Source organism: Bacillus sp. JNUCC-22, from assembly GCF_018861275.1.
Lineage (GTDB): Bacteria > Bacillota > Bacilli > Bacillales > Bacillaceae > Bacillus > Bacillus velezensis.
The window spans coordinates 3479859-3505431 of record NZ_CP076408.1 but is presented as its reverse complement, the minus strand read 5'-3'; the positions used below and the strand labels follow the sequence as shown (position 1 = coordinate 3505431).

Here is a 25573-nt window from a genome sequence, read left to right as displayed (position 1 = left end):
GGGGTGAAACCTAAGTGAGCATCAAAGCTGAAGAGATTAGCACGCTGATAAAGCAGCAAATTCAAAATTACCAATCTGAAATTGAAGTTCATGACGTAGGTACAGTCATCCAAGTCGGAGACGGTATTGCGCGTGTGCACGGCCTTGACAATTGTATGGCCGGTGAACTTGTTGAGTTTTCAAACGGCGTTTTGGGTATGGCTCAAAACCTTGAAGAATCCAACGTAGGTATCGTTATCTTAGGACCTTACAGAGATATCCGCGAAGGTGATGAGGTCAAAAGAACGGGCCGCATCATGGAAGTTCCTGTAGGTGAAGAATTAATCGGACGTATCGTCAACCCGCTCGGACAGCCGGTAGACGGACTGGGTCCGATTCTGACAAGCAAAACACGTCCGATCGAAAGCCAGGCTCCAGGCGTAATGGACCGTAAATCGGTACATGAGCCGCTGCAAACGGGTATCAAAGCGATCGACGCGTTAATTCCGATCGGCCGCGGACAGCGTGAGCTGATTATCGGTGACCGTCAGACAGGTAAAACATCTGTTGCGATTGATACAATCTTAAACCAAAAAGATCAAGACATGATCTGTGTGTACGTAGCGATCGGCCAAAAAGAATCTACAGTGCGCGGCGTGGTGGAAACACTTCGTAAGCATGGCGCGCTTGATTACACGATTGTCGTGACAGCGTCCGCTTCACAGCCGGCTCCGCTTCTGTACCTTGCACCGTATGCAGGGGTGACAATGGGTGAAGAATTCATGTACAACGGCAAGCACGTTCTCGTCGTATATGATGATTTATCCAAACAAGCGGCCGCTTACCGTGAGCTGTCATTGCTTCTTCGCCGTCCGCCGGGCCGTGAAGCATTCCCTGGGGATGTATTCTATCTTCACTCCCGTCTGCTTGAGCGCGCAGCTAAGCTGAGTGACGCAAAAGGCGCAGGATCAATTACGGCGCTGCCGTTCGTCGAAACACAAGCAGGAGATATCTCCGCTTATATCCCGACAAACGTCATTTCCATTACTGACGGACAGATTTTCCTTCAATCCGACCTATTCTTCTCAGGCGTGCGTCCTGCGATCAATGCCGGATTATCCGTATCCCGTGTCGGCGGATCAGCCCAAATCAAAGCGATGAAAAAGGTAGCGGGAACATTGCGTCTTGACCTGGCTTCATACCGTGAACTTGAAGCGTTCGCCCAATTCGGATCTGATCTTGACCAGGCGACTCAGGCGAAACTGAACCGCGGTGCGCGTACAGTTGAAGTGCTGAAGCAAGACTTGAATAAACCGCTTCCGGTTGAAAAACAGGTAGCCATTCTTTATGCGCTGACAAAAGGATATCTTGATGATATTCCGGTTGCGGATATCAGACGTTTTGAAGAAGAGTACTACATGTACCTTGATCAAAACCATAAAGATCTGCTTGACGGCATTGCGAAAACAGGAAACCTTCCTGCTGATGAAGACTTCAAAGCTGCAATCGAAGGCTTCAAACGCACATTTGCACCAAGCAACTAACCCTTAGAAGATGAGAGAAAAAGGTTCTCTTTTTCTCTCTTTTTACGCAAATGAAGAATAAAGGTGGTGAAATCTTTGGCCTCATTACGCGATATTAAGTCAAGGATCACGTCAACGAAAAAAACAAGCCAGATTACAAAAGCCATGCAGATGGTATCCGCTGCGAAGCTGAACCGTGCGGAAACCAACGCGAAGTCATTTGCTCCGTATATGGATAAGATCCAGGAGGTTGTGTTTAACGTCGGAAAAGGCGCGAAAAACGCGAAACACCCGATGCTTGTCTCAAGAGAAGTGAAAAAGACGGCGTATCTCGTCATTACGTCTGACCGCGGGCTTGCGGGTGCGTTTAACAGTTCGGTTTTGCGAAACGCTTACCGCACCATTCAAGAACGCCATCAGTCTAAAGATGAATACACGGTGATTGCAATTGGCAGAGTCGGCCGCGATTTCTTCAAAAAACGGGAAATGCCGATTTTGTCTGAGTTAGTGGGGCTTGGCGACGAGGTCACTTTTGCTCAGATTAAAGATTTGACCCGTCAGACGGTTCAAATGTTTATCGACGGCGCTTTTGATGAACTGCATTTGGTGTATAACCATTTCGTCAGTGCGATTTCACAGGAAGTGACGGAGAAAAAAGTGCTGCCTTTAACGGATTTCGGAACGAGCGGCGGGAAGCGCAAGGCTTCTTACGAGTTCGAACCGGATGAAGAAGAGGTGCTCGAAGTGCTGCTTCCTCAATATGCGGAAAGCTTAATTTACGGCGCGCTTCTTGACAGTAAAGCAAGTGAACACGCTGCGAGAATGACAGCAATGAAAAATGCGACTGATAATGCGAAAGAACTCATTGATTCACTTTCGCTTTCATATAACCGCGCGCGTCAAGCGGCGATTACACAAGAAATTACCGAAATTGTCGGCGGTGCAGCCGCTTTAGAATAGAAAGATTTTGTCAGGAGGGATAGCGATGAAGAAAGGACGCGTAAGTCAGGTGCTTGGACCGGTTGTCGACGTACGTTTCGAGGACGGCCACTTGCCTGCGATTTATAATGCGATTAAAGTTTCACAGCCAGCTACAGGCGAAAATGAAGTAGGCATCGACCTAACGCTAGAGGTTGCTCTTCATTTAGGCGATGATACAGTCCGTACAATTGCCATGGCATCTACGGACGGAATTCAGCGCGGAATGGAAGCTGTTGATACAGGTGCGCCGATTTCCGTTCCTGTCGGTGATGTGACTCTCGGACGCGTATTTAACGTACTGGGAGATAAAATTGATTTAAATGAACCGCTGCCTGCGGATGCTCAAAAGGACCCGATCCACAGATCAGCTCCTTCATTCGATGAGCTTTCAACTGAGGTTGAAATTCTTGAAACGGGAATTAAGGTTGTTGACCTGCTCGCTCCTTACATCAAGGGCGGTAAAATCGGATTGTTCGGCGGCGCCGGCGTAGGTAAAACCGTATTAATCCAGGAATTAATCAACAACATCGCGCAAGAGCACGGCGGTATTTCCGTATTCGCCGGTGTAGGAGAGCGTACTCGTGAAGGGAACGACCTTTTCTACGAAATGAGCGATTCAGGCGTTATCAAGAAAACAGCCATGGTCTTCGGACAAATGAACGAGCCGCCGGGCGCACGTATGCGTGTAGCACTGACGGGGCTTACAATGGCTGAGCATTTCCGTGATAAACAAGGACAGGACGTACTGTTCTTTATCGATAACATTTTCCGTTTCACACAAGCGGGTTCAGAGGTTTCCGCGCTTCTCGGCCGTATGCCTTCTGCGGTTGGTTATCAGCCGACGCTTGCGACAGAAATGGGTCAGCTTCAAGAGCGTATTACGTCTACAAACGTTGGTTCAGTTACATCTATCCAGGCGATCTACGTGCCTGCCGATGACTATACTGACCCGGCTCCGGCGACAACGTTCGCTCACTTGGATGCGACGACTAACCTTGAGCGTAAATTAACTGAAATGGGTATCTACCCTGCGGTTGATCCGCTGGCTTCCACTTCCCGCGCGCTTGCTCCGGAAATTGTCGGAGAAGAGCATTATGCGGTGGCGCGTGAAGTCCAGTCAACGCTTCAGCGTTACAAAGAACTTCAGGATATTATCGCGATTCTCGGTATGGACGAATTAGGTGAAGAAGACAAGCTTGTCGTTCACCGCGCACGCCGTATCCAGTTCTTCCTTTCTCAAAACTTCCACGTAGCTGAGCAGTTTACGGGACAAAAGGGTTCTTACGTGCCTGTTAAAGAAACGGTACGAGGCTTTAAAGAAATCCTTTCCGGTAAATATGACCATCTTCCGGAAGATGCATTCCGTCTTGTGGGACGCATTGAAGAAGTCATTGAGAATGCAAAAGAGATGGGTGTAGAAGTTTAATCTGGTCCTAGGAGGGTAAAAGCATGAAGACCGTTAAAGTCAATATCGTTACTCCCGACGGCCCAGTATATGATGCTGATATTGAAATGGTAAGTGTAAGAGCCGAGAGCGGTGATCTCGGTATCTTGCCTGGCCATATTCCGACCGTGGCTCCGCTTAAAATCGGCGCTGTCCGCCTTAAAAAAGACGGACAGACCGAATTGGCGGCTGTCAGCGGCGGATTTTTAGAAGTCCGTCCTGATCAGGTCACTATCCTTGCACAAGCCGCTGAAACAGCGGAAAGCATTGATAAAGAGCGCGCCCTTGCTGCGAAAAAGCGGGCGGAAGACCGTTTGAACAAACGATCAGATGATACTGACATTCGTCGGGCTGAGCTTGCGCTACAGCGGGCTGTAAACAGATTGGATGTTGCAGGAAACTAAAAAAGAATCCTTCTCGGCTGTCTGAGAAGGATTCTTTTTCTATATTAACGCATAAGAGATTCATAGACGCCGATAAGCGGATGATCCTCTTCTTTTTGCAGATATAAATGTTCGCAGCAGTTGTCGGTGTGCCACGTTTTGTTTCCTCTCCGCACACCCGTCGTATAGGCGCCGTCCGTATACGGATAAGGTTTGACGACCCATGCGGCATCGTCATGGTGTCTGATGGCGCAATCGATGACATACACACTGAGCATTTTCTCAAATTCGTCAATCGGCAGGTTCCAATCCGCCAAAAGCAGCTCTTGTATGCTGCGGAAGTAAAGAGCTTCCACTTCCAGCAGGCTGCCGCGTGAATAATCAAGAGAAATGTTGAAAAACTGACATAATTCTTTCAGTTCCTCTGTTTGAGACTGTCTATAATCATAGTAGAATGCTATCGCTTCCCACTCGTGGTCAAATACGGGAAGTGTTTCTCCATACTGCTTTTCCGGATGAAAAAAGGAATGATTCATATTCCCATCTCCTTTCCAAAAAAGTATATCATGCCGGAGAACGGACATTTAAGCGGGGATTGCCCCTAATTTTGGATAAAAATTCTGATGTAAAAATGATCATCTTTCTCTCTTCTTCTTATATAATAAGAGAGGATATGAGGGGCGGAAAAAATGAAAGGAGATGGAATTTGTGAATGTATTGGGGCAGCAGGCCGCAATCAGCATCCTGGTTCACCTGGTATGCATTGCGGTGACATGGTGGGCGCTTCAGGCCGTCAACTTTGATCCGCTGATCCGAAAAGGAAAAATAGTGCAGGCGAGGCTGCTGATCATTCTTCTTACCATTGCGATCGGTACGGCAGTCGCTGACTTCTTTTTAGATTATCTTACCTATTCGAAACAGCTTCCATACTTATTTTAAGATGTTTCGTCTGTTGAAATGAAGGGAATCGCTGGGTGAGAAACCAATTTTCTTCACCCGCTTGGCGAGTTTTGACGAAGTTTTCCATGTATTGCTTTCCCCGGATCCGGCAAAAATGGGAGTAAGGGGGAGAGATCGATATGAAGAAAAAAAGAGCAGGCCGCATCATCTTATTTTTTGTTTTTTTAAGCGCCTTAATAGCGGTATTTCATTCCATTCATGCAAGTGAGCTGTCTCCGCTTGCCCAGATTGCCGAAGGAATGGAGCGGCAGCAGGTCACTGTAGATGAATGGACGCTTCATGCGAAAAAAAATCTGAACCTGTCACTGAGTGAATTTGATGACAAGGTAAAAGAACTGAAGACGCAGTATCCGCAATATCATTGGGAATCCGCGCGGGAAGATAAAATCGTAAAGGCCGTCGGCACGTATTCTGACAAAAAAAATCACACAACTTTTAAACTGCAGCTCGTCACTACCCTCAAAAACCAGAACCCAACTTCGTATTTATTATATGAGCAAATGAGCCCGGAGCAACCGGAAAACTGGAATGATACATATGAACAGTTTGAACGGCAGGCACATGACATATTTCAAAATAAAGTATTTATTTTTACTTGTCTTAAGGGTCATTTAAATGATAATATGAGTATTGTTTTGCAAAAAAAAGCAGAACAGCTCATGAAAGAATTTGAAGCAAGTCCAGTTGAACATGTAGTTGAGCCTCATTTCGTTTCTGTTTCTGCATTTACATATAAGTGGACAGATTACATCATGACATCGAAACATAAGATGAATGTGCAAGTTGCGCTTAGAAGTGCGGGAATGGGCGAAAAACATACCGTTACGGTTGGCACACCAATCGTGACGACTGAATATTAATATAGAGAATATAGGGACGCGGAGGGGAATACCTTGGAAAAAATCATCGTCCGCGGCGGTCAGAAGTTAAACGGCACAGTGAAAGTTGAAGGAGCAAAAAATGCCGTTTTACCAGTTATCGCTGCATCTTTATTAGCAAGTGAAGAAAAAAGCGTAATATGTGATGTACCTACGCTCTCCGATGTATATACAATTAATGAAGTGTTGCGTCATTTAGGAGCAGATGTGCATTTTGAGAATAATGAAGTTACCGTAAACGCTTCTTACGCTTTAGAAACAGAAGCACCTTTTGAATATGTGCGCAAAATGCGCGCGTCAGTGCTTGTTATGGGCCCTCTGTTAGCCCGTACGGGTCATTCAAGAGTAGCGCTTCCGGGCGGCTGCGCAATCGGCTCAAGACCGATTGATCAGCATTTAAAAGGCTTTGAAGCAATGGGTGCAAAAATCAAAGTAGGCAACGGCTTTATTGAAGCAGAAGTGGAAGGCCGTCTGCAGGGCGCAAAAATCTATTTAGATTTCCCAAGTGTGGGTGCGACAGAAAACTTGATTATGGCAGCTGCTTTAGCTGAAGGAACAACAACGCTTGAAAACGTGGCAAAAGAGCCTGAAATCGTTGACTTAGCGAACTATATCAATGCGATGGGCGGAAAAATCCGCGGAGCCGGCACAGGCACCATTAAAATTGAAGGTGTCGAGAAGCTTCACGGCGTAAGACACAACATCATTCCTGACCGTATTGAAGCGGGTACTTTCATGGTGGCTGCGGCGATCACGGAAGGAAATGTATTAGTCAAAGGTGCGGTTCCAGAGCATCTTACGTCTTTAATTGCGAAGATGGAAGAAATGGGAGTCAAAATTACGGATGAAGGAGAAGGCCTTCGTGTCATCGGTCCTGCCCAGCTGAAGCCGATCGACATTAAAACGATGCCTCACCCAGGATTCCCGACTGATATGCAGTCGCAAATGATGGCGCTGCTTCTCCGTGCGAGCGGAACAAGCATGATTACTGAAACTGTGTTTGAAAACCGTTTTATGCATGCTGAAGAATTCCGCCGGATGAATGGCGACATTAAAATTGAAGGACGTTCTGTGATCATTAACGGTCCTGTACAGCTGCAAGGCGCAGAAGTTGCCGCTACGGACCTGCGTGCGGGCGCGGCGCTGATTCTTGCGGGATTAGTGGCTGAAGGTCATACACGCGTCACGGAACTGAAGCACTTGGATCGCGGTTATGTGAATTTCCATCAAAAACTTGCGGCTCTTGGCGCTGACATCGAGCGTGTCGTTGATGAAACGGCCGCTGAACAAGAAAGCAAAGAAGTCGTAACTGACCTAAACGCATAATGGCTGTAAAAACAGTATGTCAATCTGGCATACTGTTTTTTTATGGTTTATCATCATTATTATGCTCTGATTTCCAAAAAAGAATACGTTTTTCGCGTGAAAAATGGAATAAAGATTCTGTCCAAAAGGAAGTCATATTAGCTTGTCCCTGCCCATAAGATGAAGTAGAGTCGAATCCCAAGCAGGAGGCAGCTGATATATGAAACCGATTGTATTTCTACTATCCGGGCTGTGTATACTTATTCTTCTAGTCCCCACCATTCTCGTCCTTCCGTTTCAGGCAGAAAAAGGAGCAGCCGTAAACAGAGAGCCCGGACACAAAACAGCACACACCACACGAGAAACAAAAGGAGCAGAAACATTGAAAGAATCACCTGTATCCATTCCGGTTTATCGGACATCCAATCATTCTGTAGAAAACATTCCGCTTGAAGAGTACGTGATCGGTGTCGTGGCTTCCGAAATGCCCGCAAACTTTAAACCGGAGGCCTTAAAAGCCCAGGCGCTCGCCGCCCGTACATTCATCGTCAGACTGATGGTCGCTGACTCAGCCGTTCAGGCGCCGAAAGGATCACTGGTGGATGATACGCAAATGTTCCAAGTCTATCAAAGCAAAAGCCAGCTGAAAAAAGAATGGGGTTCTAAGTACGCACACAACCTCAAGAAAATCACAAACGCGGTGGCCGGCACGCAAGGAAAGATTTTAACGTACGATAACAAGCCGATTGAGGCATCTTTCTTCTCTACGAGCAACGGGTATACGGAAAATGCGGAAGCCTATTGGACAAGCGCCATTCCTTATTTAAAAAGCGTGAAAAGTCCGTGGGATAAGCAATCGCCGAAATATCTTGCCACCCAGACCTTCAGTGTGCCGGAGTTTCAGCAAAAGCTCGGCGTACAGCTCTCGGGACAAAACACGGTGGGACAGATTACAGCCAGAACGCCGGGCCATCAAGTGGCAACGGCCGTCATCAACGGCAAAAAGCTGAAAGGAAGAGACATCCGGGAAAAACTCGGACTCCGTTCTGCCGACTTTGAATGGAAACGAAACGGCGGCAGCATCACCATTACGACAAAAGGATTCGGCCACGGCGTCGGCATGAGCCAGTACGGGGCCAATTACATGGCGGAGCAGGGAAAATCAGTGGCGGACATCGTCAAGCATTATTATCAGGGAGTAGACATTTCCGAAGCAGATTCATTTTTAAACAAATATATGGCGAAAAAATAGACGCTTTCTTGAGCGTCTGTTTTTTTGAAAACTATTCCATAAACGGTAAAGCAACCAACAGACTCATATAACGAAAGCCTAAAGGCTGACAAATGTCGATTGAAGGCTGAGCGCCGGGTGTAAATCACTGATAAAAATGCCGCTTCTATGTGAATATACGCAAAAATAATGAGGAACGCCGTCCTATTTATTTCCCTTTTCATCTCATTTACGATAAATATTGTTCGGCGTTGAACGTAAATCTATTGAAAAGGGGAAAAAGCAATGAAAAAAACATTTTCACTCATACTCATGCTCGGATTGATGCTGACTGTTGCATCTCCTGCTTTTGCTGCCGAGAATGCAAACGAGAAGACTCTTTCATTTAAAAACAATACCGCCATTTTACTTGATGCGAGCGGCAGTATGGCAAAACGGATTGACGGTGTTTCTAAATACAACATGGCAAAAGAAGAAATTGTCCGTTTTGCGGATCAAATTAAATCTAAATCACAGGTCAGAATGACAGTTTTCGGTTCGGAAGGCAATAATAAAAACTCCGGAAAGGTTCAATCTTGTGAATCCATTCGCGGTGTGTATGGATTCCAAAGGTTTGACAGACAGAGCTTCCTTAACTCTCTTAACGGAATCGGGCCTACGGGCTGGACACCGATTGCAAAAGCATTAGAGGATGCGAAGGCTTCCTTTACCGGTTTGCACAAACTAGGCAGTAAATCCGTTTTCCTGTTGACGGACGGCGAGGAGACATGCGGAGGAGATCCTGTTAAGACAGCGAAAGAACTTCGTAAACAGCATATTAAAGTCAACGTGATCGGCTTTGACTTTAAGGAAGGCTTCAACGGCCAGCTTCACGAGATTGCCAAAGCGGGCGGAGGAAAATATTACGAAGCTCACAGCCAAAAGGATATGAACCGCATCTTTACAATGGCAGCGAGTTCATTAGCGGAATAAGAAAAGGTGCCGTTTATCGGCCCTTTTTTTTATTTTTATTTAACAAAAATTTCAAGAAAAGATGAAGAGAAAACTGTAAAAAGAATCAGATTCCGGACTTATATTACAAAAAGGGCGAAAAAGGCATTAAATCTGTCATCATTTATCCAATCTTTTTAGGATGATGCGCATAATTCTGTTCATTTTTAACGGCGTACAGCCGCTTATACAAAAGGAATCCCGCCCTATATCTTTTTGCATACTCGTCATCTAGCATAGAGAAGAGCCGGGGGCCCATCGGCCAAAAACAAACGGAGAGGAATGAAGGAAATGAAAAAAATGTTCACTGCGGGGATTGTCGGACTTTTGACGCTTTCACTCGGATCACCTGTTTTTGCAGCTGAGAAAAAGCACGAAGAAACAAACGTTGCTGTGCTGTTTGATGCAAGCGGAAGCATGATACAAAAAACAGGGGGAGAGCGTAAAATAGATGTTGCGAAAGAGTCTGTCACTTCTTTTGCGGAAGTTCTTCCTGAAGACACGAATCTGATGCTTCGGGTATTCGGGCATAAGGGCAATAATAAAAACTCAGGCAAAGCCGTATCATGTAATGCGACAGAAACGTTATACGGCCTTCAGCCGTACGCCGTGACTCCATTTGAGCAATCACTCAGCAAGATTAAACCGACCGGCTGGACACCGATAGCGAAAGCGCTTTCTGATACGCGTGAAGAATTTGAGCGGGCCGGCGCCACAGGGAAAAACGTCGTATATCTGATCACAGACGGTGAAGAAACATGCGGCGGTAATCCTCAGGCCGAAATTCAAAAGCTCCGTAAAGCGAACGTCAACACGATCGTCAATATCATCGGCTTCAACTTCGGCATGAAAGGAAGCGAAAGCCTTGAAAAAGCGGCGGAAGCGGGAGGCGGCACATATGTCTCAGCTGACAGCGCGGACGAGTTCAAACAGGCTTGGGAAGACGCTGCAAAGGATTTAGCAAAAGAATAGGTTAAAAAAGGACGCCCGCGCGGCGTCTTTTTTGTTTAGAAAACGGAACCGCGGGAATGATACGGATAAAAGGAGATGAACGCTGTTGTTAAAAGGAGCAGGCATTATATTAGTGCTGGCGGCAGTCGTTTTTGTTCTGATGGGAATTTTTCTGAAGCTTGCCGCCTTCATATTCGTCAGTATATTGGCCATTATCGCCGCAGTTATTTTATTCACCATTCTGAGCAGACATCATCGCAATGAAACATAGAGTCCTAAGAGGGCTCTTTTTTTAAACCGCAAATTCGACAAAATACAGGGATTGTGGAAGAATAAAAGAGAAGGATACTGCGGAGGGGAAAACAGTGGATGAAAAAACAACAGCGGTTAGAGACATATACCGCTATGAAAAAGGGGTATTAACAAAGACGGCAGATCGGATGGTTTCAGAGTATCCGCTGACCGTCATGGTGAACGGACAGGAATTTGTTACGCTCGTCTGCACGCCTGACCATTTAGAGGAACTCGTCATCGGATTTCTCGCATCAGAAGGCGTCATTCGTTTTGAAAAAGAAATCAAAAGCTTTACTATAGATGAAAGTCTCGGGTTTGCATATGTTGAACTGACGAATCCCGGAGTGCTTGAGCAAAAAGACTATACGAAGAGGGTCATCGGTTCATGCTGCGGGAAAGGCCGCCATTTTTACTTTCAGCAGGATGTGAAAACGGCCAAAACCGCCGTCAGCCGTATCACTATAACTCCTGAGACGTGCCTTCGCCTGATGAAGGAGATGCAAAGAGGAAGCGGCACCTTCCAGGAAACGGGCGGCGTCCATAATGCGGCGCTGTGCGATACGGAAAAGCTGCTCTTCATGAGGACGGACATCGGGCGCCACAACGCGCTGGATAAGCTGTACGGCTGCTGTTTGAAAAACGGAATGCCGGTCCGTGACAAGCTGATCGTCTTCAGCGGCCGGATTTCCTCAGAGGTTTTATTAAAAGCCGCAAAAATCGGCGTGTCGATTGTCATTTCAAAATCGGCGCCGACGGAGCTCGCGCTGCAAATGGCGGAAGAGCTGAACATAACCGCGATAGGTTTTGTCAGAAACGGATCATTTAACGTATACACACATCCTGAACGGGTTGAACAATAGAAAGGGGTCTTGGGCTTATGAATACAGAAACGCGCCGGGTGACAGACAAAAGGGAAAGGCCGCTCAGGGATCTTCGTATCTCTGTAACCGACCGCTGCAACTTCAGATGCACGTACTGTATGCCAGCCGAATTATTCGGACCGGATTATCCATTTTTAAAAAAGACGGAATTGCTCTCCTTCGAGGAGCTTGAGCGGCTTGCGAAGCTGTTTGTCGGCCGCTTCGGCGTTGAAAAAATCAGGCTGACGGGCGGAGAGCCGCTCATGAGAAAAGATATGCCTGAATTGATCAAAAAACTTGCGCGCATCCCCGGACTTAAAGATATCGCGATGACGACAAACGGCTCTCTGCTTCCCGTGTATGCGGAAAAACTGAAGCAGGCGGGGCTGCATCGCGTGACAGTCAGCCTCGATTCTTTAGAGGATGAGCGGTTTAAGGCCATTAACGGCCGCGGGGTTTCGGTGAACAAGGTGCTTGAGGGCATTGAGGCGGCAAAAGCGGCCGGACTCGGTGTGAAAATCAACATGGTTGTTCAAAAGGGCGTCAATGAAAAAGATATCCTGCCGATGGCCCGCTATTTTAAAGAAAAGGGTCATATTCTCCGGTTTATTGAATTTATGGATGTAGGCAATACGAATCAATGGAATAAAAAAGATGTGATCACGAAGGCAGAGATTATTGATCTGATCAACCAGCACATGCCGACGGAGCCGATAGAAGCGAATTATAAAGGAGAGGTCGCTTCCAGGTTCCGCTATCTTGACGGTTCCGGCGAAATCGGCGTGATTTCCTCCGTCTCGGATGCATTCTGCGCCTCCTGCAACAGAGCGCGCCTGTCGGCGAGAGGCGAGCTGTTTACGTGCCTGTTTGCGTCAAGCGGCTATGATGTTCGGAAACTCGTGCGCGGCGGTCTGACCGATGATGAATTGACGGAATCCATCGCTTCTGTCTGGAGAAATCGCACGGATCAGTATTCAATTGACCGCGCGCTTTCTAAAACGGATGGGAAAAAGAAAGTGGAAATGTCTTATATAGGCGGATGAAGAAAAGCTTGCCCGGACAAGGGCAGGCTTTTTTATTCACTATATGAGAGCGGTCTGTTCAAAAAATACCGGTGACAGCCGAAATATATGATAGGAATTTTGATGCAGGACAATCAAGTTATGCAATTCCAAAGCCATACAATATGTTAAAATATAACCAATAGAAATTAGAAAAGGTTGTGAAAGGGGCATGACCGCATACGAGATTCCGTCATCTCAAGTTGGAGTCAAGATCAACAAATGGTACAAGCACATTTTAGCGTTTCAAGCGGCTGATGCCATAAAGCTGAAAGAGGAAATTGATGAGGATATACAACGTATGGAGGAAGACCAGCTGCTGCTGTTATATTATCAGCTGATCAGCTACCGCCATCATATTATGCTTGATTACGTCAAGCCGGAATGCACCGAACAATCACAGATTCAGTACAGCGAGCTGCAAAAGACGATCGAAAGCACGGACAGCATATCGGGACTGTCTGAGTATTATTTCCATTTGTTCAGAGGAATGTATGAATTCGATCACAATAACTATGTTGCGGCTATTTCTTTTTACCGGAAAGCGGAAAAACTCCTTTCATTTGTCGAGGATGATATAGAGAGGGCGGAATTCCATTTCAAGATGTCTGAAGTGTTTTATGTCATGAAGCAGACTCATTTTTCCATGAATCACGGGATTCAGGCGCTGGATACGTATATGAAACACGATTTCTACAGAGTGCGGAGAATTCAATGCCATTTCGTCATCTCAGGAAACTACATCGACTGCAAAAACTACGACAAAGCGCTTGAGCATTTAGACGAAGCCCTCCGCCTTTCTTTGCTTGAAGGACAACCCCGCCTGATCGGGTCTTCGCTTTACAATCTGGGGAATTGTTATTCTGAAAAGCGGGATCTGGATGAAGCGGCCCGGTACTTTAGAAAAGCGGTTCCCGTTTTTGAAGAGCATCAGCTTGAACAGCTTCCGAAGGCGCTGTTCAGCTTAACGCACACCCTTTTCAGGCTGCGTGATGACCAAGCGGCCCTTACCTATTATGAAAGAGGGGTTATGATCGCGAAAGAACGGGGCGACCGATTCAGTTTAGAGAAATATAAGTTTTTACAAGCGCTTTATTTGGAGTCACTCAATATGGATTTAATCCATGAAGTGTTTGACTATATGAATGAAAAATCGCTGTATGTGTATATTGAAGATTTCGCCTTAGAGGCCGCCGTTTACACGAGCGCACATGAGCAATATAAAGAAGCGGCGTATTTTTATGAAAAAGCGATTCGCATGAGAGAAAACATTCAAAAAGAACAGTGTTTATACGATATATAATTTTTCTTAACCATCTGATCAGCAGATGGTTATTTTTTTATGCACATCATAACGTTTGACCATAGAAAAAAACGGAAAAATCGCAAAAGAGAGAAAAAAGTATGATGGGAAGGAGGGATTTGTTGTTCGGATTCAATGATATGATAAAGTTTTTCGTATCATTTCTCATCATTCTGCCGATGGTGTCTGTCATCCATGTGTCGGGTCACAGCTTTATGGCCATGCTGTTCGGAGGCAAGGCATCATTGGATATCGGAATGGGGAAACGTCTTTTAAAAGTAGGGCCGATTCAGGTTCGGCGTATCTACTTCATAGATTCTTTCTGCAAGTTCGGCGAATTGCGGATAGATAACCGTCTGACGAGCGCGCTCGTCTATTCCGGAGGCTGTCTGTTTAATCTCGCTTCTATCTTTTTAATAAATCTGCTGATCATAAAAGATGTCCTTGAGCCAAACTTATTTTTTTACCAATTTGTCTATTTTTCAACTTATTATGTTTTCTTTGCCCTTCTGCCGGTGCAATACGGGGATAATAAGCTGTCAGACGGATTGGCTGTTTACAAAGTGCTCCGCTACGGGGAACGCTGTGAAATCAATAATTGAGAGTTTACATGTTTGCTATCAGGCTGAAAGGGAAGAAAACAAGTACACAGAACAAAAAAGGAGCTGAAGAGATCATGAGTCAAGATAACGGTTTAAAAGACAAAGTAAAAGGCGGCATGAACAAAATGAAAGGGGAAGCAAAGGACAAAGCAGGCGACATGGCAAACAAGTCCGACTTAAAAGCGGAAGGTAAAAAAGACAAAGCGAAAGGCAGCCTGCAAAAGGGTGTCGGCAAAACGAAAGATAAACTCAGTGATGATTAATTTGATAGTGAAACACAGCAAAAGCCCAAAATATTTTGGGCTTTTTGTTATGAGAAATGACAAAAATTCCAGTTCATTTGGTTAATATTCACTAAATTTTTAAATATTCTATAAATTCACCGGCGATTTCTTTATAATATTCACAAAGAATGTAACCTTTCTTCACATTTGATTAAACGTTTGTTGAAGAAAAAAATGAGAAATCGGTAATTTCTGCAAAAGGAATCGGGTCGTTCACCGTCGAATAACTTTTATCACTTAACATTTCATGAGGTGAAGGGGGTGACGGCCGCCTGCATCGTTTCGGTATGACCATGCGGATTGTGTTTGACTATCACTAAGGGGGAATACAGATGAAACTGACACCGGTTGAACAAGAAAAATTGCTTATTTTTACGGCGGGAGAGCTCGCTAAGCAGCGGAAGGCGCGCGGCGTTCTGCTGAATTATCCCGAAGCCGCCGCATATTTGACCTGTTATCTGATGGAAGGCGCGAGAGACGGAAAAAGCGTTGCTGAGCTGATGGAATCCGGCCGCAATGTATTGACGGAAAAAGACGTTATGGAAGGCGTTCCGGAAATGCTGGACAGCATTCAGGTGGAAGCGACGTTCCCGGACGGGGTTAAGCTTGTCACCGTTCATCAGCCGATCAAGGCGGAGGTGAAGTCATGAAGCCGGGAGCGATTCAAGTCGCAAAGGGGATCATCACCATTAACGAAGGCCGGAAGACGCTGGAGGTGTCAGTCACCAATAACGGAACACGGTCAGTGCAGGTAGGATCGCATTTTCATTTTGCCGAAGCCAACGGCGCCCTTTCCTTCAATCGGGACAAAGCAATCGGCATGCGCCTTGATATCCCGTCAGGCACATCTGTCCGTTTTGAACCGGGAGAAGAGAAAACCGTCACGCTCGTGGAAATCGGAGGGCGAAAAACGGTCAGAGGTCTCAACGGCATGGCCGATACGTATATGGATGAGCGGGGAAAAGAGAAGACTCTGTCAAATCTTAAAAAAGCCGGATGGATGGAGGAGGCGATCCGATGAAAATGTCACGTGAGCAATACGCAGAACTGTTCGGACCGACAACGGGAGACAAAGTCAGACTCGGAGATACGGATTTATGGATTGAAGTCGAAAAAGATTTCACGAATTACGGTGAAGAAATGATTTTCGGCGGAGGGAAAACAATCCGGGACGGCATGGGGCAGAACGGGCGTATCACCGGGAAAGACGGAGCGCTTGATCTGGTCATTACAAACGCGGTTATCCTGGATTATACCGGAATCGTCAAGGCGGATATCGGGGTGAAGGACGGCCGGATTGTCGGCGTCGGAAAAAGCGGCAACCCTGATATTATGGATGGGGTGGACCCGCACATGATTATCGGTGCCGGAACAGAAGTCATTTCCGGCGAAGGGAAAATCGTAACGGCCGGCGGGGTGGATACGCATATCCACTTTATCTGCCCGCAGCAGATGGAAGTCGCGCTTTCTTCAGGCGTGACCACGCTTCTCGGCGGCGGAACGGGTCCTGCGACGGGAAGTAAAGCGACGACTTGTACATCCGGTGCATGGTACATGTCGAGAATGCTGGAAGCGGCCGAGGAGTTTCCGATCAACGTCGGTTTCTTAGGAAAAGGGAATGCATCCGATAAAGCGCCGCTGATCGAGCAGGTGGAAGCAGGCGCGATCGGCCTGAAGCTGCATGAAGATTGGGGATCAACGCCAAGCGCCATTAAAGCTTGCATGGAAGCGGCGGATGAGGCGGACATTCAGGTGGCAATCCATACAGACACGATAAATGAAGCGGGCTTTTTAGAAAATACGCTTGATGCGATCGGCGACCGGGTTATCCATACATATCACATAGAGGGAGCCGGCGGAGGCCACGCACCGGATATTATGAAACTCGCATCTTACGCCAATATCCTGCCGTCCTCTACGACGCCGACGATCCCGTATACCGTCAACACGATGGACGAGCATCTTGATATGATGATGGTCTGCCATCATTTAGATTCAAAAGTGCCTGAAGACGTGGCGTTCAGTCATTCACGCATCAGAGCGGCCACCATTGCGGCGGAGGATATTCTGCACGATATCGGCGCGATCAGCATGACGTCATCTGACTCGCAGGCGATGGGCAGGGTGGGAGAAGTGATTATCCGGACATGGCAGGTGGCCGATAAAATGAAAAAACAGCGCGGCGCTCTATCAGGAGAAAACGGCAATGACAATGTGCGCGCCAAACGCTATATCGCCAAATACACGATCAACCCGGCCGTCACTCACGGCCTGAGCCATGAAGTCGGTTCCGTTGAAAAAGGAAAGCTCGCCGACCTTGTACTATGGGACCCGGTTTTCTTCGGCGTCAAACCTGAACTTGTGCTCAAAGGCGGCATGATCGCCCGCGCCCAGATGGGAGATCCGAATGCTTCCATTCCGACGCCTGAGCCCGTGTTTATGCGGCAGATGTACGCATCATACGGTAAAGCAAACCGAAATACCTCTATTACATTTATGTCCCAGGCCGGTATCGCAAACGGTGTGCCGGAAAAGCTCGGCCTTGAAAAAATGATTTCTCCCGTACGGAATATCCGTAAGCTGAGTAAGCTCGACATGAAGCTGAATGACGCGATGCCGAATATACAAGTCGATCCGAAAACCTATCAGGTGTTCGCCGACGGAGAAGAGCTGGCATGCCAGCCCGTCAGCTATGTTCCGCTCGGACAGCGTTATTTCTTATTTTAATCCCTCTTCGGCCGGTTTCCCGCCGGCCTGTTTACACCTCTATTGCCAACTTGATTTCATCCTGCCGCCCGTTTTAGTGTATATTAGTAGTTGACAAACAAATGAAATGTAACTATTGCGGTTACAACGGTGGTGAAAAACATGATTAACAGCCGTCTTGCTGTGGCCATTCACATTCTATCGCTGATCTCAACGGATGAACGGGCGTCATCGGATATGATTGCGGGCAGCGTAAACACTAATCCCGTCGTCGTGCGGAGAACGATCAGCCAGCTGAAAAAAGCGGGTATTCTGACATCCCGAGCGGGTGTTCCGGGAGCCAGCCTGAAAAAAGATCCGTCGGAGATCACCCTCTTAGAGGTTTACAGGGCGGTGCAGAATAAGGAAGAGCTTTTTGCGGTTCACGACAATCCGAACCCCGACTGTCCGGTCGGCAAAAATATTCAGCGCGCGCTCGATGAGACGTTCGGAAGCGTACAGCGGGCAATGGAGAATGAACTTGCGAGCAAGTCCCTTTATGATGTAATGAATCATCTCTTTTGTTAAAAAGAGATGGGTTCATGCCGCTATATGTGTAACAAAAATAGTTACAAGTTATAATGAGGAAATCACGGTTTTGGCTCCATATTCAGACAAGCCTGGATGCGGATTGCGATCTGTTTAATGAAGAAATCCTTCGAAACTAAAGGAGGTGGTTACCGGGATATTTATATTTTGCTTAAGACTTATGTGAAGGTGTCAGCTGTGAGCTAGTTAAACAAAAAATGATACCCTGCCTCCAGCAATGCCAAAACCGTTCGCCTCTTAACAATCATTATAAAATTTCTCTAGGAACGATCAGCAGCCCGTTAGCTGCCCCTAATTAAAGATGAGCTGTTACCACACTGTTACATTAGAACTTCCGCTGCTTTTATATCCTTCTGTCGCTAAGACTTGATAAGCCCAATTACTGCCCAGATTCATTCCATGGCTCTTCCATGCGTTAACATGATTGCTGAAAGTGATTGCAGCGTTGCTTCCGGTCGGTCTCTTCGACTGGCGAACACTCCAGTACTGCGTAAAAGTAGTGTTATCGCCATCAATGGAAGGTGCGTTATAACGTGTCGTTGTATATATGTCATATGTACCTCCATCACTGTTTACAGTACCTTTATACGTTCCGGTAGGTCTGTAAGTACCCCATGAATCCACTACATAATATTCGATGAGAGGTGCTCTCGTCCAGCCATATAAAGTCAAATATCCATTGCCATTCGGCGCCCAGACTCCGGCATTATAGTTTATTGTTCTAAATGGCGAGCCTGTAGTCCAGCCTTTACCAACAACGAAATTTCCGGTATTAGACCAATTAACACTGTAATTCCCGCCAGATCCATTGACTGCGTTTACTGTTCCGCCCCCATCAGTCCAATTTTGCCAGTAATCTGTACCAGCTGCAGAGGCGGTTGCCGAAAACATGCTGATACTCATGAAAGCTGCCGTTAATCCAACTAAGAATTTCTTTTTAAACTTAAACATATGTTACCTCCTATACTATTTTTTCTGACTTTGACATGAGGCAGCACTCGTAAATATTTAACGAACGCCAACGCTTTTGATCGTTCCTTTCAATATAATAGCATGAATACATGAGTGAATATTAAGAACAATTGTAATTTAATTACAAAGACCCAAAAAACTGTATGATAAGTGGTCTTGTTCCATCAGGGCTTTTATCCTTATTTTGCAGAATCACAATTCTTGCTTCTAAACCTGATCAGGAACAGTCGAACAATTGAGTGATTTCAGTTGAAACTCTGAGGAAAAGCTTTATTTGAATAAACTTTTTTGAGCTGAAGCCGGAATGTCTGAAAGAATATTTGCAGACAGCTGCATCAGCTGCGCCATTATGCCATCGTCGTATTGAACGAATTGGATAATCCGAAGCACAAAAACGAACGCTTTACCGTTATTGAAGAAGCGGAATAAGAAAAAATCCCGGGCGGATGCGCCGGGATTTTCCTTTTTAATATGTATTGGCATCAATATTATTAAACACGCCGTCCACGATGCCGAGCGTCATGAGGACAATGAAGAGAACGATACCGAGAACGGACAAGCCGACCGTCACAATCAGGTAGATCCCCTGCATTTTCACGAACTTTGCATAATTCTCCAGCATATGTTCCTCTGTCAGTTCATTGAACTGCTCCGCCATCTGTCCCGCTTCATTTGCCGAGCGCATCAGAAAAATGCCGGCAATGATCTGCAGAACGCCGGGAATGGCTCCGATTAAAAAGAAAAACGCGCCCGACAGCGCCGCAAACGCACCCACGATAATAAATAAAATACCTGTCGCTTTTCCCCATTTCGAAATAGAAATAAGCGAACGATTCACTGATTCAGGTTTCAAACTATGGCACTCCTTTACAAAAAAATACTCACTTTTCATTTATACACTATTCGGTCATTCTTTTGAATATAAAATGTGTTTTTTCATGCCGTGTCCGTTTTTATATCAGAAAATTCCCGAGAAAACACCCCGGGAATTACAAAATCGGCGAAAGAAGTCTTGAAATCGATTCTTTAATGCGGATCCGCAGCGAACGCTCCTGATATTCTTCATACGTATATTTTCTGGAGACGAGCAGATCTTCTTTAAATGAGGAAATGAGTTTTTTCGCAATGGTGACGTCATAAATAAAGGCGTTGACTTCAAAATTAAGTCTGAAGCTTCTGACGTCGATATTCGCCGTACCGACTGAAGCCGTCTCATCATCGACGACAATCGTTTTTGCATGAATAAAGCCGTTATCGTAAATGTAGACTGAGGCTCCGGCTTTCAAAAGATCGCCGATGTAAGATAAAGTCGCCCAGTAAACGAAAGCGTGATCCGGCTTGTTCGGAATCATGATTTTGACGTCGATGCCTGACAGACAGGCGATCCTGAGGGCATCTAAAAGACTTGAGTCAGGAATAAAGTAAGGCGTCTGAATCAGGATTGACCGTTTGGCCGTTGAGATCATCTTGATATAGCCGTTTTTAATTTGTTCCCATTCTGAGTCCGGTCCGCTCGTGACAATCTGCATCCCGACATTGCCCTTCGGCTCGCATTCCGGAAAATGATTCGGAACGTATGTGAGCGTATGATGATGGGAGGCTTGGTTCCAATCGAGGATAAACCGTGTCTGAATGGCGTGTACCGCCGTGCCTTGAAGCCTGAGGTGCGTATCGCGCCAGTAGCCGAATTTCGGATTCAGGCCGAGATATTCATCTCCGACGTTAAAGCCGCCGACATAGCCGGTTTCGCCGTCAATGATGACGAGCTTGCGGTGATTCCGATAATTGAGCCGCAAATTAATCGGACGAAGCCTGGAAGGAAAAAAGACTTCCACATGGCCGCCGGCGTCCCGCAGCGGTTTGAAGAATTTTTTTCTGAGTGATCTTGAACCGAGTTCATCATATAACACTCTGACTTTTACGCCTTCGCGTGCTTTTTTCACTAAGGCATCGCGCAATTTTTTTCCCAGTTCATCACCTTTATAAATATAGTATTGAAGGTGAATGTGATCTTTTGCGTTGGAAATGTCCTTCATTAAGCGTTTGAACTTATCGCGCCCGTCCGTCAAAATCTCCACCGAATTATCCTCTGTAAAGACTGCGTGGTTGTTCATGACAAGCATATAGATGAGGTCTTTATTATCCACAGTCGCCCTGTTGTTAAATTGGAATTGCCTCGACTTCAGATCTTTCAGCTGAAACTTCAGCAGCTTTTCTATCCCGATTTTTTTACGGTCTTCCCACTGAAACAGATGCTTGCGTCTCAGGTTATGGCCGAATAACAGGTATAAAATAAACCCTAAAATGGGAATAAAAAAAAGAACCAAGAGCCAAGCCCATGAAGCGCTGGCATCGCGTCTTTCTTTGAAAATCATGATGACGGCCAAAAGTATATTTAAAACGAAAAAAAATCCGAATAAAATAAATGAAATGCTCACTTTGCAACCCCGCTATATCATATTTATCAAGACTGTGCCCATTAGTATTCCGACAAGTGCAGCAATCTGATTCCCATTTCAAATTATAACATTGACATTTTGAAAGAATAAAGAGCCGGAATCAAAGATGAATGCAGTTTTCTTTCAAAGAAAGTTCCGGGTGCGGTAAAATATGCATATATGAAAAAGAAGACAAAAATGACAGCAAAGGGGAGAGGGCATGAAGCTGGAGCATGCGGAACAATTGCCGGGATTCATAAAAAAAGAAATTCAGAAAATACAAATCGCCATCGCGCCGCTGATGAAAAAAAGCATCATTTACCGTTTTCTTGCTTTCCCGCTCGCCGCTTTTAGTCTGTTTCATCTGGCATCGCTTTTGATTCAGGCCCCTTCCGGGAGAGGAGCTCTCGTATCGGCCGGCATTTTTGCCCTCCTTGCGGCTCTGGGTCTTGCGTTTTTTAAGGAAGCCGGCCATCAGCGGAAACAGGTGCAAAAAACGATCCGCCTTTATATGCTGAACAGAATCAGAAAAAGCGACATTCTGTCCGAGGAACGGAAAAGCGCCTATACCCGGCTGATTGCCGAGGAGCCGTCTGCGATGAAGAGCTTTATTGAATTTTTAACGGAAGAAGACCGGAAAAAAGAAATGCTTTATTAAAAAAGAGCTGACGCGCGATCAGCTCTTTTTGTCATTCAAACACCGGGTCGTTCTCATAGTAATATGAATCAGGCGTGTCATACGTATCAGTGCTGTGATAAGCGATAATTCCGATGACAGCGAAGATGACGACTAAAATAAAAGCAAGAATGCCCAATACCACACTGGATGCCGCGTAAAAAAACTGCATTTTGATAAATGACGCGTAATGTGCAAGCATATTTTCTTCCGCGTTTTCTTCTAGTCCTTCCTGAAGGGCGGCAGCCGCTTTTGCCGAGCGCATCAGCATGACGCCGGAAATGATGAGCAGAACCCCCGGAATGGCTCCAAGCAGCGTCACAATGGCTGACAGAGCGGAAAGAGAGCCCGTGATGATCAGAAACACGGCGGTGATCTTTCCCCATTTGGCGATGTCGGCAAGGGAACGGGCTTTTTTATTGAGCGGCTGGTTTTCGTCTTTGTCTTTATCGATGGTGATCATGACAGTTCTCTCCCTAAAATGTTCAAGTCATATCGTTTTCCGTCCATTTCGGCGATACCCGGGAATACGCCCCATTCGGTAAAACCGAATTTTTCAAACAGCTTAATGCTCGGCACATTATGTCCGAAGATAAAAGCCATCAGGCTGCGGATGCCGATTGCCGGAGCGAGTGCCAGGGCTTCTTTCAGCAAAAAGCTTCCTGCTCCTTTGCCGCGGCAATCCTGATGCAGATAGATGCTGATCTCCGCCGTTTTGTCATAGGCCGGACGGCCGTAAAACGTTTCAAAGCTGATCCAGGCCGCCACTTTGCCGGTCTCATCTTCCGCGACCATCAGCGGGCGCCGGTCCGTGTGCCGCAGAAACCAATCCATCCGGTCTTCGGGCGTCACTTCTTCCGTATCAGCCGTTACCATTCGTGAGGCAATCGTCGAGTTGTATATGGCCACCACCGCATCTAAATCCTCCAATACGGCTTTGCGCAGGGTCAAATTCATATTCCGGGATCTCCCTTCACATTTTATTACATAATCAAGTGCAATCTGCACATACTATTTCCAAAAAAGTTTTTTATGGATGTGTATATATTTTCAGAAAAGTGTTCAGAATGTTGCTGAGGTGATGAACAAATGAGAGAGGAAGAAAAGAAAACTTCTCAAGTCAAAAAACTTCAGCGGTTTTTTCGCAAACGCTGGATATTCCCTGCAATCTACTTAGTCAGTGCGGCCGTCATTTTAACAGCTGTCCTTTGGTATCAATCCGTTTCGAATGATGTGAAGGACAATCTGACGAACAACGGCGGAAACTCCGCGTATGACAGCGGCAAAGACGATGCCGTCGAAGTAGGCAAGTCAATGGAAAACGTCGCAATGCCGGCTGCTCATTCTGAAAATGTTTCTGTTGTGAAAAAGTTTTATGAAACTGATGCCGCAAAAAAAGAGAAAGAAGCAGCACTTGTTAACTATAATAACACGTACAGCCTCAGTAAAGGAATTGACTTAGCTGAGAAAGACGGAAAATCATTTGATGTTTCTGCTTCTCTGAGCGGTACGGTTGTTAAAGCTGCTAAAGACCCGGTACTGGGATATGTGGTTGAAATTGAACACTCAGACGGCCTGTCTACTGTCTATCAGTCTTTATCTGAAGTCAGCGTGGATCAGGGCGACAAAGTAAAGCAGAACCAGGTCATCGGTAAATCCGGAAAAAACCTTTACAGTGAAGAAAGCGGAAATCACGTGCACTTTGAAATCCGCAAGGACGGCGTAGCGATGAACCCGCTCAATTTTATGGACAAGCCGGTAACATCTATTGAAAAAGCGGCGGCTGAAGAGAAAAACGCTGTGACAGAAGAAACGGAAGGGTCAATTCAGCAGTCTTCCGAGAAAAAAGATGTGACGCCTAAAAAAGAAACCGAAGAAAAACCAGGTGACAAAGAGGACGGCACAAAAGACAAGACAGATGGTAAAGATGACGGCTCAATGAAAGATTCGGGCAAGTAATCTTGATCCCAAAGCGCCTATCAGCTCAGATAGGCGCTTTTCATATTGCCGCATGTGCCTTTATACTAGTAGAAAACGAAGGAGATGCTGAATGAATAAATGTCTGGCGGCCGGGTGGCTCGTCTTTGTTTTCGTTTCTGCTTTGACGGAAAGCTTTCACGATATGATTGTGTCGCAGACGGTGTCCTTCCGTTTCACGCCGCATCCGGATGTGTCCGGTTTCTTTGTGTTCGATATGGCGGAGCTCGCCATACCGGAAGCGGCGATTCAAAAGCTCGGGCACGCGTTTTCATTTTTTGTGCTCGCCTATTTGTTTTTCAGAGAGCGCAGGCGCATGAAGAGGGCGGTGCTGTATGCATTGGCCGCCGCTTTCCTGACAGAAATCGTCCAGCTCTTTTTCGGCAGAAACGGATGCCTCCGCGATGTGCTGATTGACAGTCTCGGCATTGCCGCATTCTGTGCTTTACAAAGGAAAAAGCATACAGCCAAACATACAAAAACCGGCAGTCTGTGACAGACGCCGGCTTTTTTTATATATTATGGTTTGTCGATTTGCTTTTATGAACGATACTTTCATAGATTCGCACGATCAGATCGACAATCGGACGAAGCACATTTGAAAATCTGAACAGCAGGAATCCGACAATGAGGGAAACGATAATGCTTCCGAGCACATCGATCGGATAATGGTGGCCGACCCAAATTCTTGAGAAGCCGGTCAAAAGGCCGAAAATCACAAGCGGCCAGCCGAGTTTTTTGTTGCGGAACAGAATTGCAATTGAAATCGCCAAAGCGCCTGTCGTATGGTCACTCGGAAATGAAGCATCCGCGGCATGAGGGATCAGCGTATGAACCGTATGTTCGACAAAGGGGCGCGGCTCGACATAGACTTTCGTGATGAGGTAGTTGACGATAAGCGCTGCAACACCCGTAAAGCCCGCGTACAGGGCGTTTTGTCTGCCTTTTGTGCTTCCGAACAGCCACATGGCAAGCAGGAAAAGGGCGTAGGCGTAAATGGCGTATTCCGTAATAAATACCATGATAGAGTCGAGAATGGCACTATGGTGCGACAAACCATTGATCGCTTTAAATAGTTCGTAATTCACAAATATCACCTTTTATCTTTATTTTATATGAACAGTGTAATGCTTTTTTCTATGAGACACAATTGGTATTAAAAATAATCATAAAAAAGTAAACAGAAT

30 protein-coding genes and 1 pseudogene are annotated in these 25573 nt (G+C 46.1%); 24 read left to right on the top strand and 7 right to left on the bottom strand.

All coding sequences use genetic code 11. The features are described from left to right. The first annotated feature begins 14 nt into the window (after positions 1 to 14). The 4 genes from atpA (at position 15) to JNUCC22_RS17145 (ending at position 4331) form a co-directional block, all read left to right on the top strand. Positions 15 to 1523, top strand: coding sequence for a F0F1 ATP synthase subunit alpha (gene atpA, locus JNUCC22_RS17160; RefSeq protein ID WP_003151170.1), 1509 nt, complete (start codon positions 15 to 17; stop codon positions 1521 to 1523). 75 nt (positions 1524 to 1598) lie between these two features. Further along, positions 1599 to 2462: an ATP synthase F1 subunit gamma gene (gene atpG, locus JNUCC22_RS17155; protein ID WP_216061946.1), complete on the top strand. Its 864-nt coding sequence runs from the start codon at positions 1599 to 1601 to the stop codon at positions 2460 to 2462. A gap of 25 nt (positions 2463 to 2487) precedes the next feature. Beyond that, positions 2488 to 3909, top strand: coding sequence for a F0F1 ATP synthase subunit beta (gene atpD, locus JNUCC22_RS17150; protein WP_003151173.1), 1422 nt, complete (start codon positions 2488 to 2490; stop codon positions 3907 to 3909). Positions 3910 to 3932: 23 nt separating this feature from the next. Then, on the top strand, positions 3933 to 4331 hold the full coding sequence (locus tag JNUCC22_RS17145) for a F0F1 ATP synthase subunit epsilon (RefSeq protein WP_003151176.1): 399 nt from the start codon (positions 3933 to 3935) through the stop codon (positions 4329 to 4331). Positions 4332 to 4375: 44 nt separating this feature from the next. Here JNUCC22_RS17145 and JNUCC22_RS17140 read toward each other — a convergent pair whose 3' ends face one another. Beyond that, entirely contained in the window at positions 4376 to 4846 is a 471-nt protein-coding gene (locus JNUCC22_RS17140; protein WP_060562437.1) for a hypothetical protein, read from the bottom strand. Positions 4847 to 5018: 172 nt separating this feature from the next. Here JNUCC22_RS17140 and JNUCC22_RS17135 point away from each other — a divergent pair, with 172 nt between their 5' ends. The 16 genes from JNUCC22_RS17135 to JNUCC22_RS17060 all read left to right on the top strand — a co-directional run bounded on the left by JNUCC22_RS17135 (position 5019) and on the right by JNUCC22_RS17060 (position 18302). Then, positions 5019 to 5249 (top strand): DUF1146 family protein, encoded by a 231-nt coding sequence (locus JNUCC22_RS17135; protein ID WP_007614366.1) that lies wholly within the window; start codon positions 5019 to 5021, stop codon positions 5247 to 5249. A 140-nt stretch (positions 5250 to 5389) separates the two neighbouring features. Next, complete coding sequence (locus tag JNUCC22_RS17130) at positions 5390 to 6130, top strand: YwmB family TATA-box binding protein (RefSeq protein WP_007614364.1); 741 nt, start codon at positions 5390 to 5392, stop codon at positions 6128 to 6130. A 33-nt stretch (positions 6131 to 6163) separates the two neighbouring features. Next, positions 6164 to 7474, top strand: coding sequence for a UDP-N-acetylglucosamine 1-carboxyvinyltransferase (gene murA, locus JNUCC22_RS17125; protein WP_007614362.1), 1311 nt, complete (start codon positions 6164 to 6166; stop codon positions 7472 to 7474). 199 nt (positions 7475 to 7673) lie between these two features. Then, positions 7674 to 8705 carry a stage II sporulation protein D gene (gene spoIID / locus JNUCC22_RS17120; RefSeq protein WP_012118658.1) on the top strand — a complete coding sequence of 344 codons (1032 nt, stop codon included), beginning with the start codon at positions 7674 to 7676 and terminating at the stop codon, positions 8703 to 8705. 264 nt (positions 8706 to 8969) lie between these two features. Continuing rightward, complete coding sequence (locus JNUCC22_RS17115) at positions 8970 to 9656, top strand: VWA domain-containing protein (protein ID WP_038460165.1); 687 nt, start codon at positions 8970 to 8972, stop codon at positions 9654 to 9656. A 309-nt stretch (positions 9657 to 9965) separates the two neighbouring features. After that, a complete protein-coding gene (locus JNUCC22_RS17110; protein ID WP_012118657.1) occupies positions 9966 to 10646 on the top strand; it encodes a VWA domain-containing protein in 681 nt (226 codons plus the stop codon). An 85-nt stretch (positions 10647 to 10731) separates the two neighbouring features. Next, a complete protein-coding gene (locus tag JNUCC22_RS17105; protein WP_007407587.1) occupies positions 10732 to 10896 on the top strand; it encodes a hypothetical protein in 165 nt (54 codons plus the stop codon). 94 nt (positions 10897 to 10990) lie between these two features. Continuing rightward, positions 10991 to 11779: a formate dehydrogenase accessory sulfurtransferase FdhD gene (gene fdhD, locus JNUCC22_RS17100; protein ID WP_007407586.1), complete on the top strand. Its 789-nt coding sequence runs from the start codon at positions 10991 to 10993 to the stop codon at positions 11777 to 11779. A gap of 17 nt (positions 11780 to 11796) precedes the next feature. After that, positions 11797 to 12822, top strand: coding sequence for a GTP 3',8-cyclase MoaA (gene moaA, locus JNUCC22_RS17095; protein WP_007407585.1), 1026 nt, complete (start codon positions 11797 to 11799; stop codon positions 12820 to 12822). Positions 12823 to 13012: 190 nt separating this feature from the next. Continuing rightward, entirely contained in the window at positions 13013 to 14143 is a 1131-nt protein-coding gene (locus tag JNUCC22_RS17090; RefSeq protein ID WP_020956464.1) for a response regulator aspartate phosphatase, read from the top strand. A gap of 122 nt (positions 14144 to 14265) precedes the next feature. Further along, positions 14266 to 14745, top strand: coding sequence for a hypothetical protein (locus tag JNUCC22_RS17085; RefSeq protein WP_007407583.1), 480 nt, complete (start codon positions 14266 to 14268; stop codon positions 14743 to 14745). 74 nt (positions 14746 to 14819) lie between these two features. After that, positions 14820 to 15008, top strand: coding sequence for a CsbD family protein (locus JNUCC22_RS17080; protein ID WP_012118653.1), 189 nt, complete (start codon positions 14820 to 14822; stop codon positions 15006 to 15008). Positions 15009 to 15361: 353 nt separating this feature from the next. Then, positions 15362 to 15679 carry an urease subunit gamma gene (gene ureA, locus JNUCC22_RS17075; protein ID WP_007407581.1) on the top strand — a complete coding sequence of 106 codons (318 nt, stop codon included), beginning with the start codon at positions 15362 to 15364 and terminating at the stop codon, positions 15677 to 15679. Beyond that, the gene (ureB, locus tag JNUCC22_RS17070; RefSeq protein ID WP_012118652.1) at positions 15676 to 16050 is read left to right on the top strand and encodes an urease subunit beta; all 375 of its coding nucleotides are present in this window, start codon (positions 15676 to 15678) and stop codon (positions 16048 to 16050) included. Before ureA ends, ureB begins: the two co-directional genes overlap by 4 nt. Beyond that, a complete protein-coding gene (gene ureC, locus JNUCC22_RS17065) occupies positions 16047 to 17756 on the top strand; it encodes an urease subunit alpha (RefSeq protein WP_007407580.1) in 1710 nt (569 codons plus the stop codon). Before ureB ends, ureC begins: the two co-directional genes overlap by 4 nt. A gap of 141 nt (positions 17757 to 17897) precedes the next feature. Further along, entirely contained in the window at positions 17898 to 18302 is a 405-nt protein-coding gene (locus JNUCC22_RS17060) for an Rrf2 family transcriptional regulator (RefSeq protein ID WP_003151203.1), read from the top strand. Positions 18303 to 18632: 330 nt separating this feature from the next. Here JNUCC22_RS17060 and xynA read toward each other — a convergent pair whose 3' ends face one another. Further along, entirely contained in the window at positions 18633 to 19274 is a 642-nt protein-coding gene (gene xynA, locus JNUCC22_RS17055; RefSeq protein ID WP_020956463.1) for an endo-1,4-beta-xylanase XynA, read from the bottom strand. A gap of 346 nt (positions 19275 to 19620) precedes the next feature. Here xynA and JNUCC22_RS19715 point away from each other — a divergent pair. Continuing rightward, positions 19621 to 19724: pseudogene (locus JNUCC22_RS19715) on the top strand (NAD(P)-dependent oxidoreductase); the annotation flags it as partial. 37 nt (positions 19725 to 19761) lie between these two features. On the opposite strand, the gene JNUCC22_RS17050 reads toward JNUCC22_RS19715, so the two are convergent. Then, positions 19762 to 20148: a DUF5362 family protein gene (locus tag JNUCC22_RS17050; RefSeq protein ID WP_007407576.1), complete on the bottom strand. Its 387-nt coding sequence runs from the start codon at positions 20146 to 20148 to the stop codon at positions 19762 to 19764. Between the two features lie 136 nt (positions 20149 to 20284). Next, a complete protein-coding gene (cls, locus tag JNUCC22_RS17045) occupies positions 20285 to 21733 on the bottom strand; it encodes a cardiolipin synthase (protein ID WP_003151210.1) in 1449 nt (482 codons plus the stop codon). 220 nt (positions 21734 to 21953) lie between these two features. Between cls and JNUCC22_RS17040 the strand changes: the two genes are divergently transcribed. Then, on the top strand, positions 21954 to 22391 hold the full coding sequence (locus tag JNUCC22_RS17040) for a DUF5392 family protein (protein ID WP_007407574.1): 438 nt from the start codon (positions 21954 to 21956) through the stop codon (positions 22389 to 22391). Positions 22392 to 22422: 31 nt separating this feature from the next. Here the strand turns inward: JNUCC22_RS17040 and JNUCC22_RS17035 are convergent, their stop codons facing one another. Both JNUCC22_RS17035 and JNUCC22_RS17030 read right to left on the bottom strand, forming a co-directional pair. After that, entirely contained in the window at positions 22423 to 22872 is a 450-nt protein-coding gene (locus JNUCC22_RS17035) for a DUF5362 family protein (RefSeq protein WP_007407573.1), read from the bottom strand. Continuing rightward, positions 22869 to 23360, bottom strand: a complete 492-nt coding sequence (locus tag JNUCC22_RS17030) for a GNAT family N-acetyltransferase (protein ID WP_089072492.1) — start codon at positions 23358 to 23360, stop codon at positions 22869 to 22871. The genes JNUCC22_RS17035 and JNUCC22_RS17030 overlap by 4 nt, the downstream gene beginning before the upstream one ends. A gap of 138 nt (positions 23361 to 23498) precedes the next feature. Here JNUCC22_RS17030 and JNUCC22_RS17025 point away from each other — a divergent pair, with 138 nt between their 5' ends. Together JNUCC22_RS17025 and JNUCC22_RS17020 are read left to right on the top strand one after the other, a co-directional pair. Then, positions 23499 to 24368, top strand: a complete 870-nt coding sequence (locus JNUCC22_RS17025; RefSeq protein ID WP_007407571.1) for a stage II sporulation protein SpoIIQ — start codon at positions 23499 to 23501, stop codon at positions 24366 to 24368. Between the two features lie 91 nt (positions 24369 to 24459). Further along, on the top strand, positions 24460 to 24882 hold the full coding sequence (locus JNUCC22_RS17020) for a VanZ family protein (protein ID WP_007407570.1): 423 nt from the start codon (positions 24460 to 24462) through the stop codon (positions 24880 to 24882). Between the two features lie 16 nt (positions 24883 to 24898). Here the strand turns inward: JNUCC22_RS17020 and JNUCC22_RS17015 are convergent, their stop codons facing one another. Further along, a complete protein-coding gene (locus JNUCC22_RS17015; RefSeq protein ID WP_007407569.1) occupies positions 24899 to 25474 on the bottom strand; it encodes an undecaprenyl-diphosphatase in 576 nt (191 codons plus the stop codon). Positions 25475 to 25573: the final 99 nt, after the last annotated feature.

Bases quoted from the DNA above. Each gene is read 5' to 3' on its own strand.
- atpD (WP_003151173.1), top strand. From the start codon at position 2,488: ATGAAGAAAGGACGCGTAAGTCAGGTGCTTGGACCGGTTGTCGACGTA.
- JNUCC22_RS17145 (WP_003151176.1), top strand. From the start codon at position 3,933: ATGAAGACCGTTAAAGTCAATATCGTTACTCCCGACGGCCCAGTATAT.
- JNUCC22_RS17140 (WP_060562437.1), bottom strand. From the start codon at position 4,846: ATGAATCATTCCTTTTTTCATCCGGAAAAGCAGTATGGAGAAACACTT.
- JNUCC22_RS17130 (WP_007614364.1), top strand. From the start codon at position 5,390: ATGAAGAAAAAAAGAGCAGGCCGCATCATCTTATTTTTTGTTTTTTTA.
- spoIID (WP_012118658.1), top strand. From the start codon at position 7,674: ATGAAACCGATTGTATTTCTACTATCCGGGCTGTGTATACTTATTCTT.
- JNUCC22_RS17115 (WP_038460165.1), top strand. From the start codon at position 8,970: ATGAAAAAAACATTTTCACTCATACTCATGCTCGGATTGATGCTGACT.
- JNUCC22_RS17110 (WP_012118657.1), top strand. From the start codon at position 9,966: ATGAAAAAAATGTTCACTGCGGGGATTGTCGGACTTTTGACGCTTTCA.
- moaA (WP_007407585.1), top strand. From the start codon at position 11,797: ATGAATACAGAAACGCGCCGGGTGACAGACAAAAGGGAAAGGCCGCTC.
- JNUCC22_RS17090 (WP_020956464.1), top strand. From the start codon at position 13,013: ATGACCGCATACGAGATTCCGTCATCTCAAGTTGGAGTCAAGATCAAC.
- JNUCC22_RS17080 (WP_012118653.1), top strand. From the start codon at position 14,820: ATGAGTCAAGATAACGGTTTAAAAGACAAAGTAAAAGGCGGCATGAAC.
- ureA (WP_007407581.1), top strand. From the start codon at position 15,362: ATGAAACTGACACCGGTTGAACAAGAAAAATTGCTTATTTTTACGGCG.
- ureB (WP_012118652.1), top strand. From the start codon at position 15,676: ATGAAGCCGGGAGCGATTCAAGTCGCAAAGGGGATCATCACCATTAAC.
- ureC (WP_007407580.1), top strand. From the start codon at position 16,047: ATGAAAATGTCACGTGAGCAATACGCAGAACTGTTCGGACCGACAACG.
- JNUCC22_RS17060 (WP_003151203.1), top strand. From the start codon at position 17,898: ATGATTAACAGCCGTCTTGCTGTGGCCATTCACATTCTATCGCTGATC.
- xynA (WP_020956463.1), bottom strand. From the start codon at position 19,274: ATGTTTAAGTTTAAAAAGAAATTCTTAGTTGGATTAACGGCAGCTTTC.
- JNUCC22_RS17040 (WP_007407574.1), top strand. From the start codon at position 21,954: ATGAAGCTGGAGCATGCGGAACAATTGCCGGGATTCATAAAAAAAGAA.
- JNUCC22_RS17035 (WP_007407573.1), bottom strand. From the start codon at position 22,872: ATGATCACCATCGATAAAGACAAAGACGAAAACCAGCCGCTCAATAAA.
- JNUCC22_RS17025 (WP_007407571.1), top strand. From the start codon at position 23,499: ATGAGAGAGGAAGAAAAGAAAACTTCTCAAGTCAAAAAACTTCAGCGG.
- JNUCC22_RS17020 (WP_007407570.1), top strand. From the start codon at position 24,460: ATGAATAAATGTCTGGCGGCCGGGTGGCTCGTCTTTGTTTTCGTTTCT.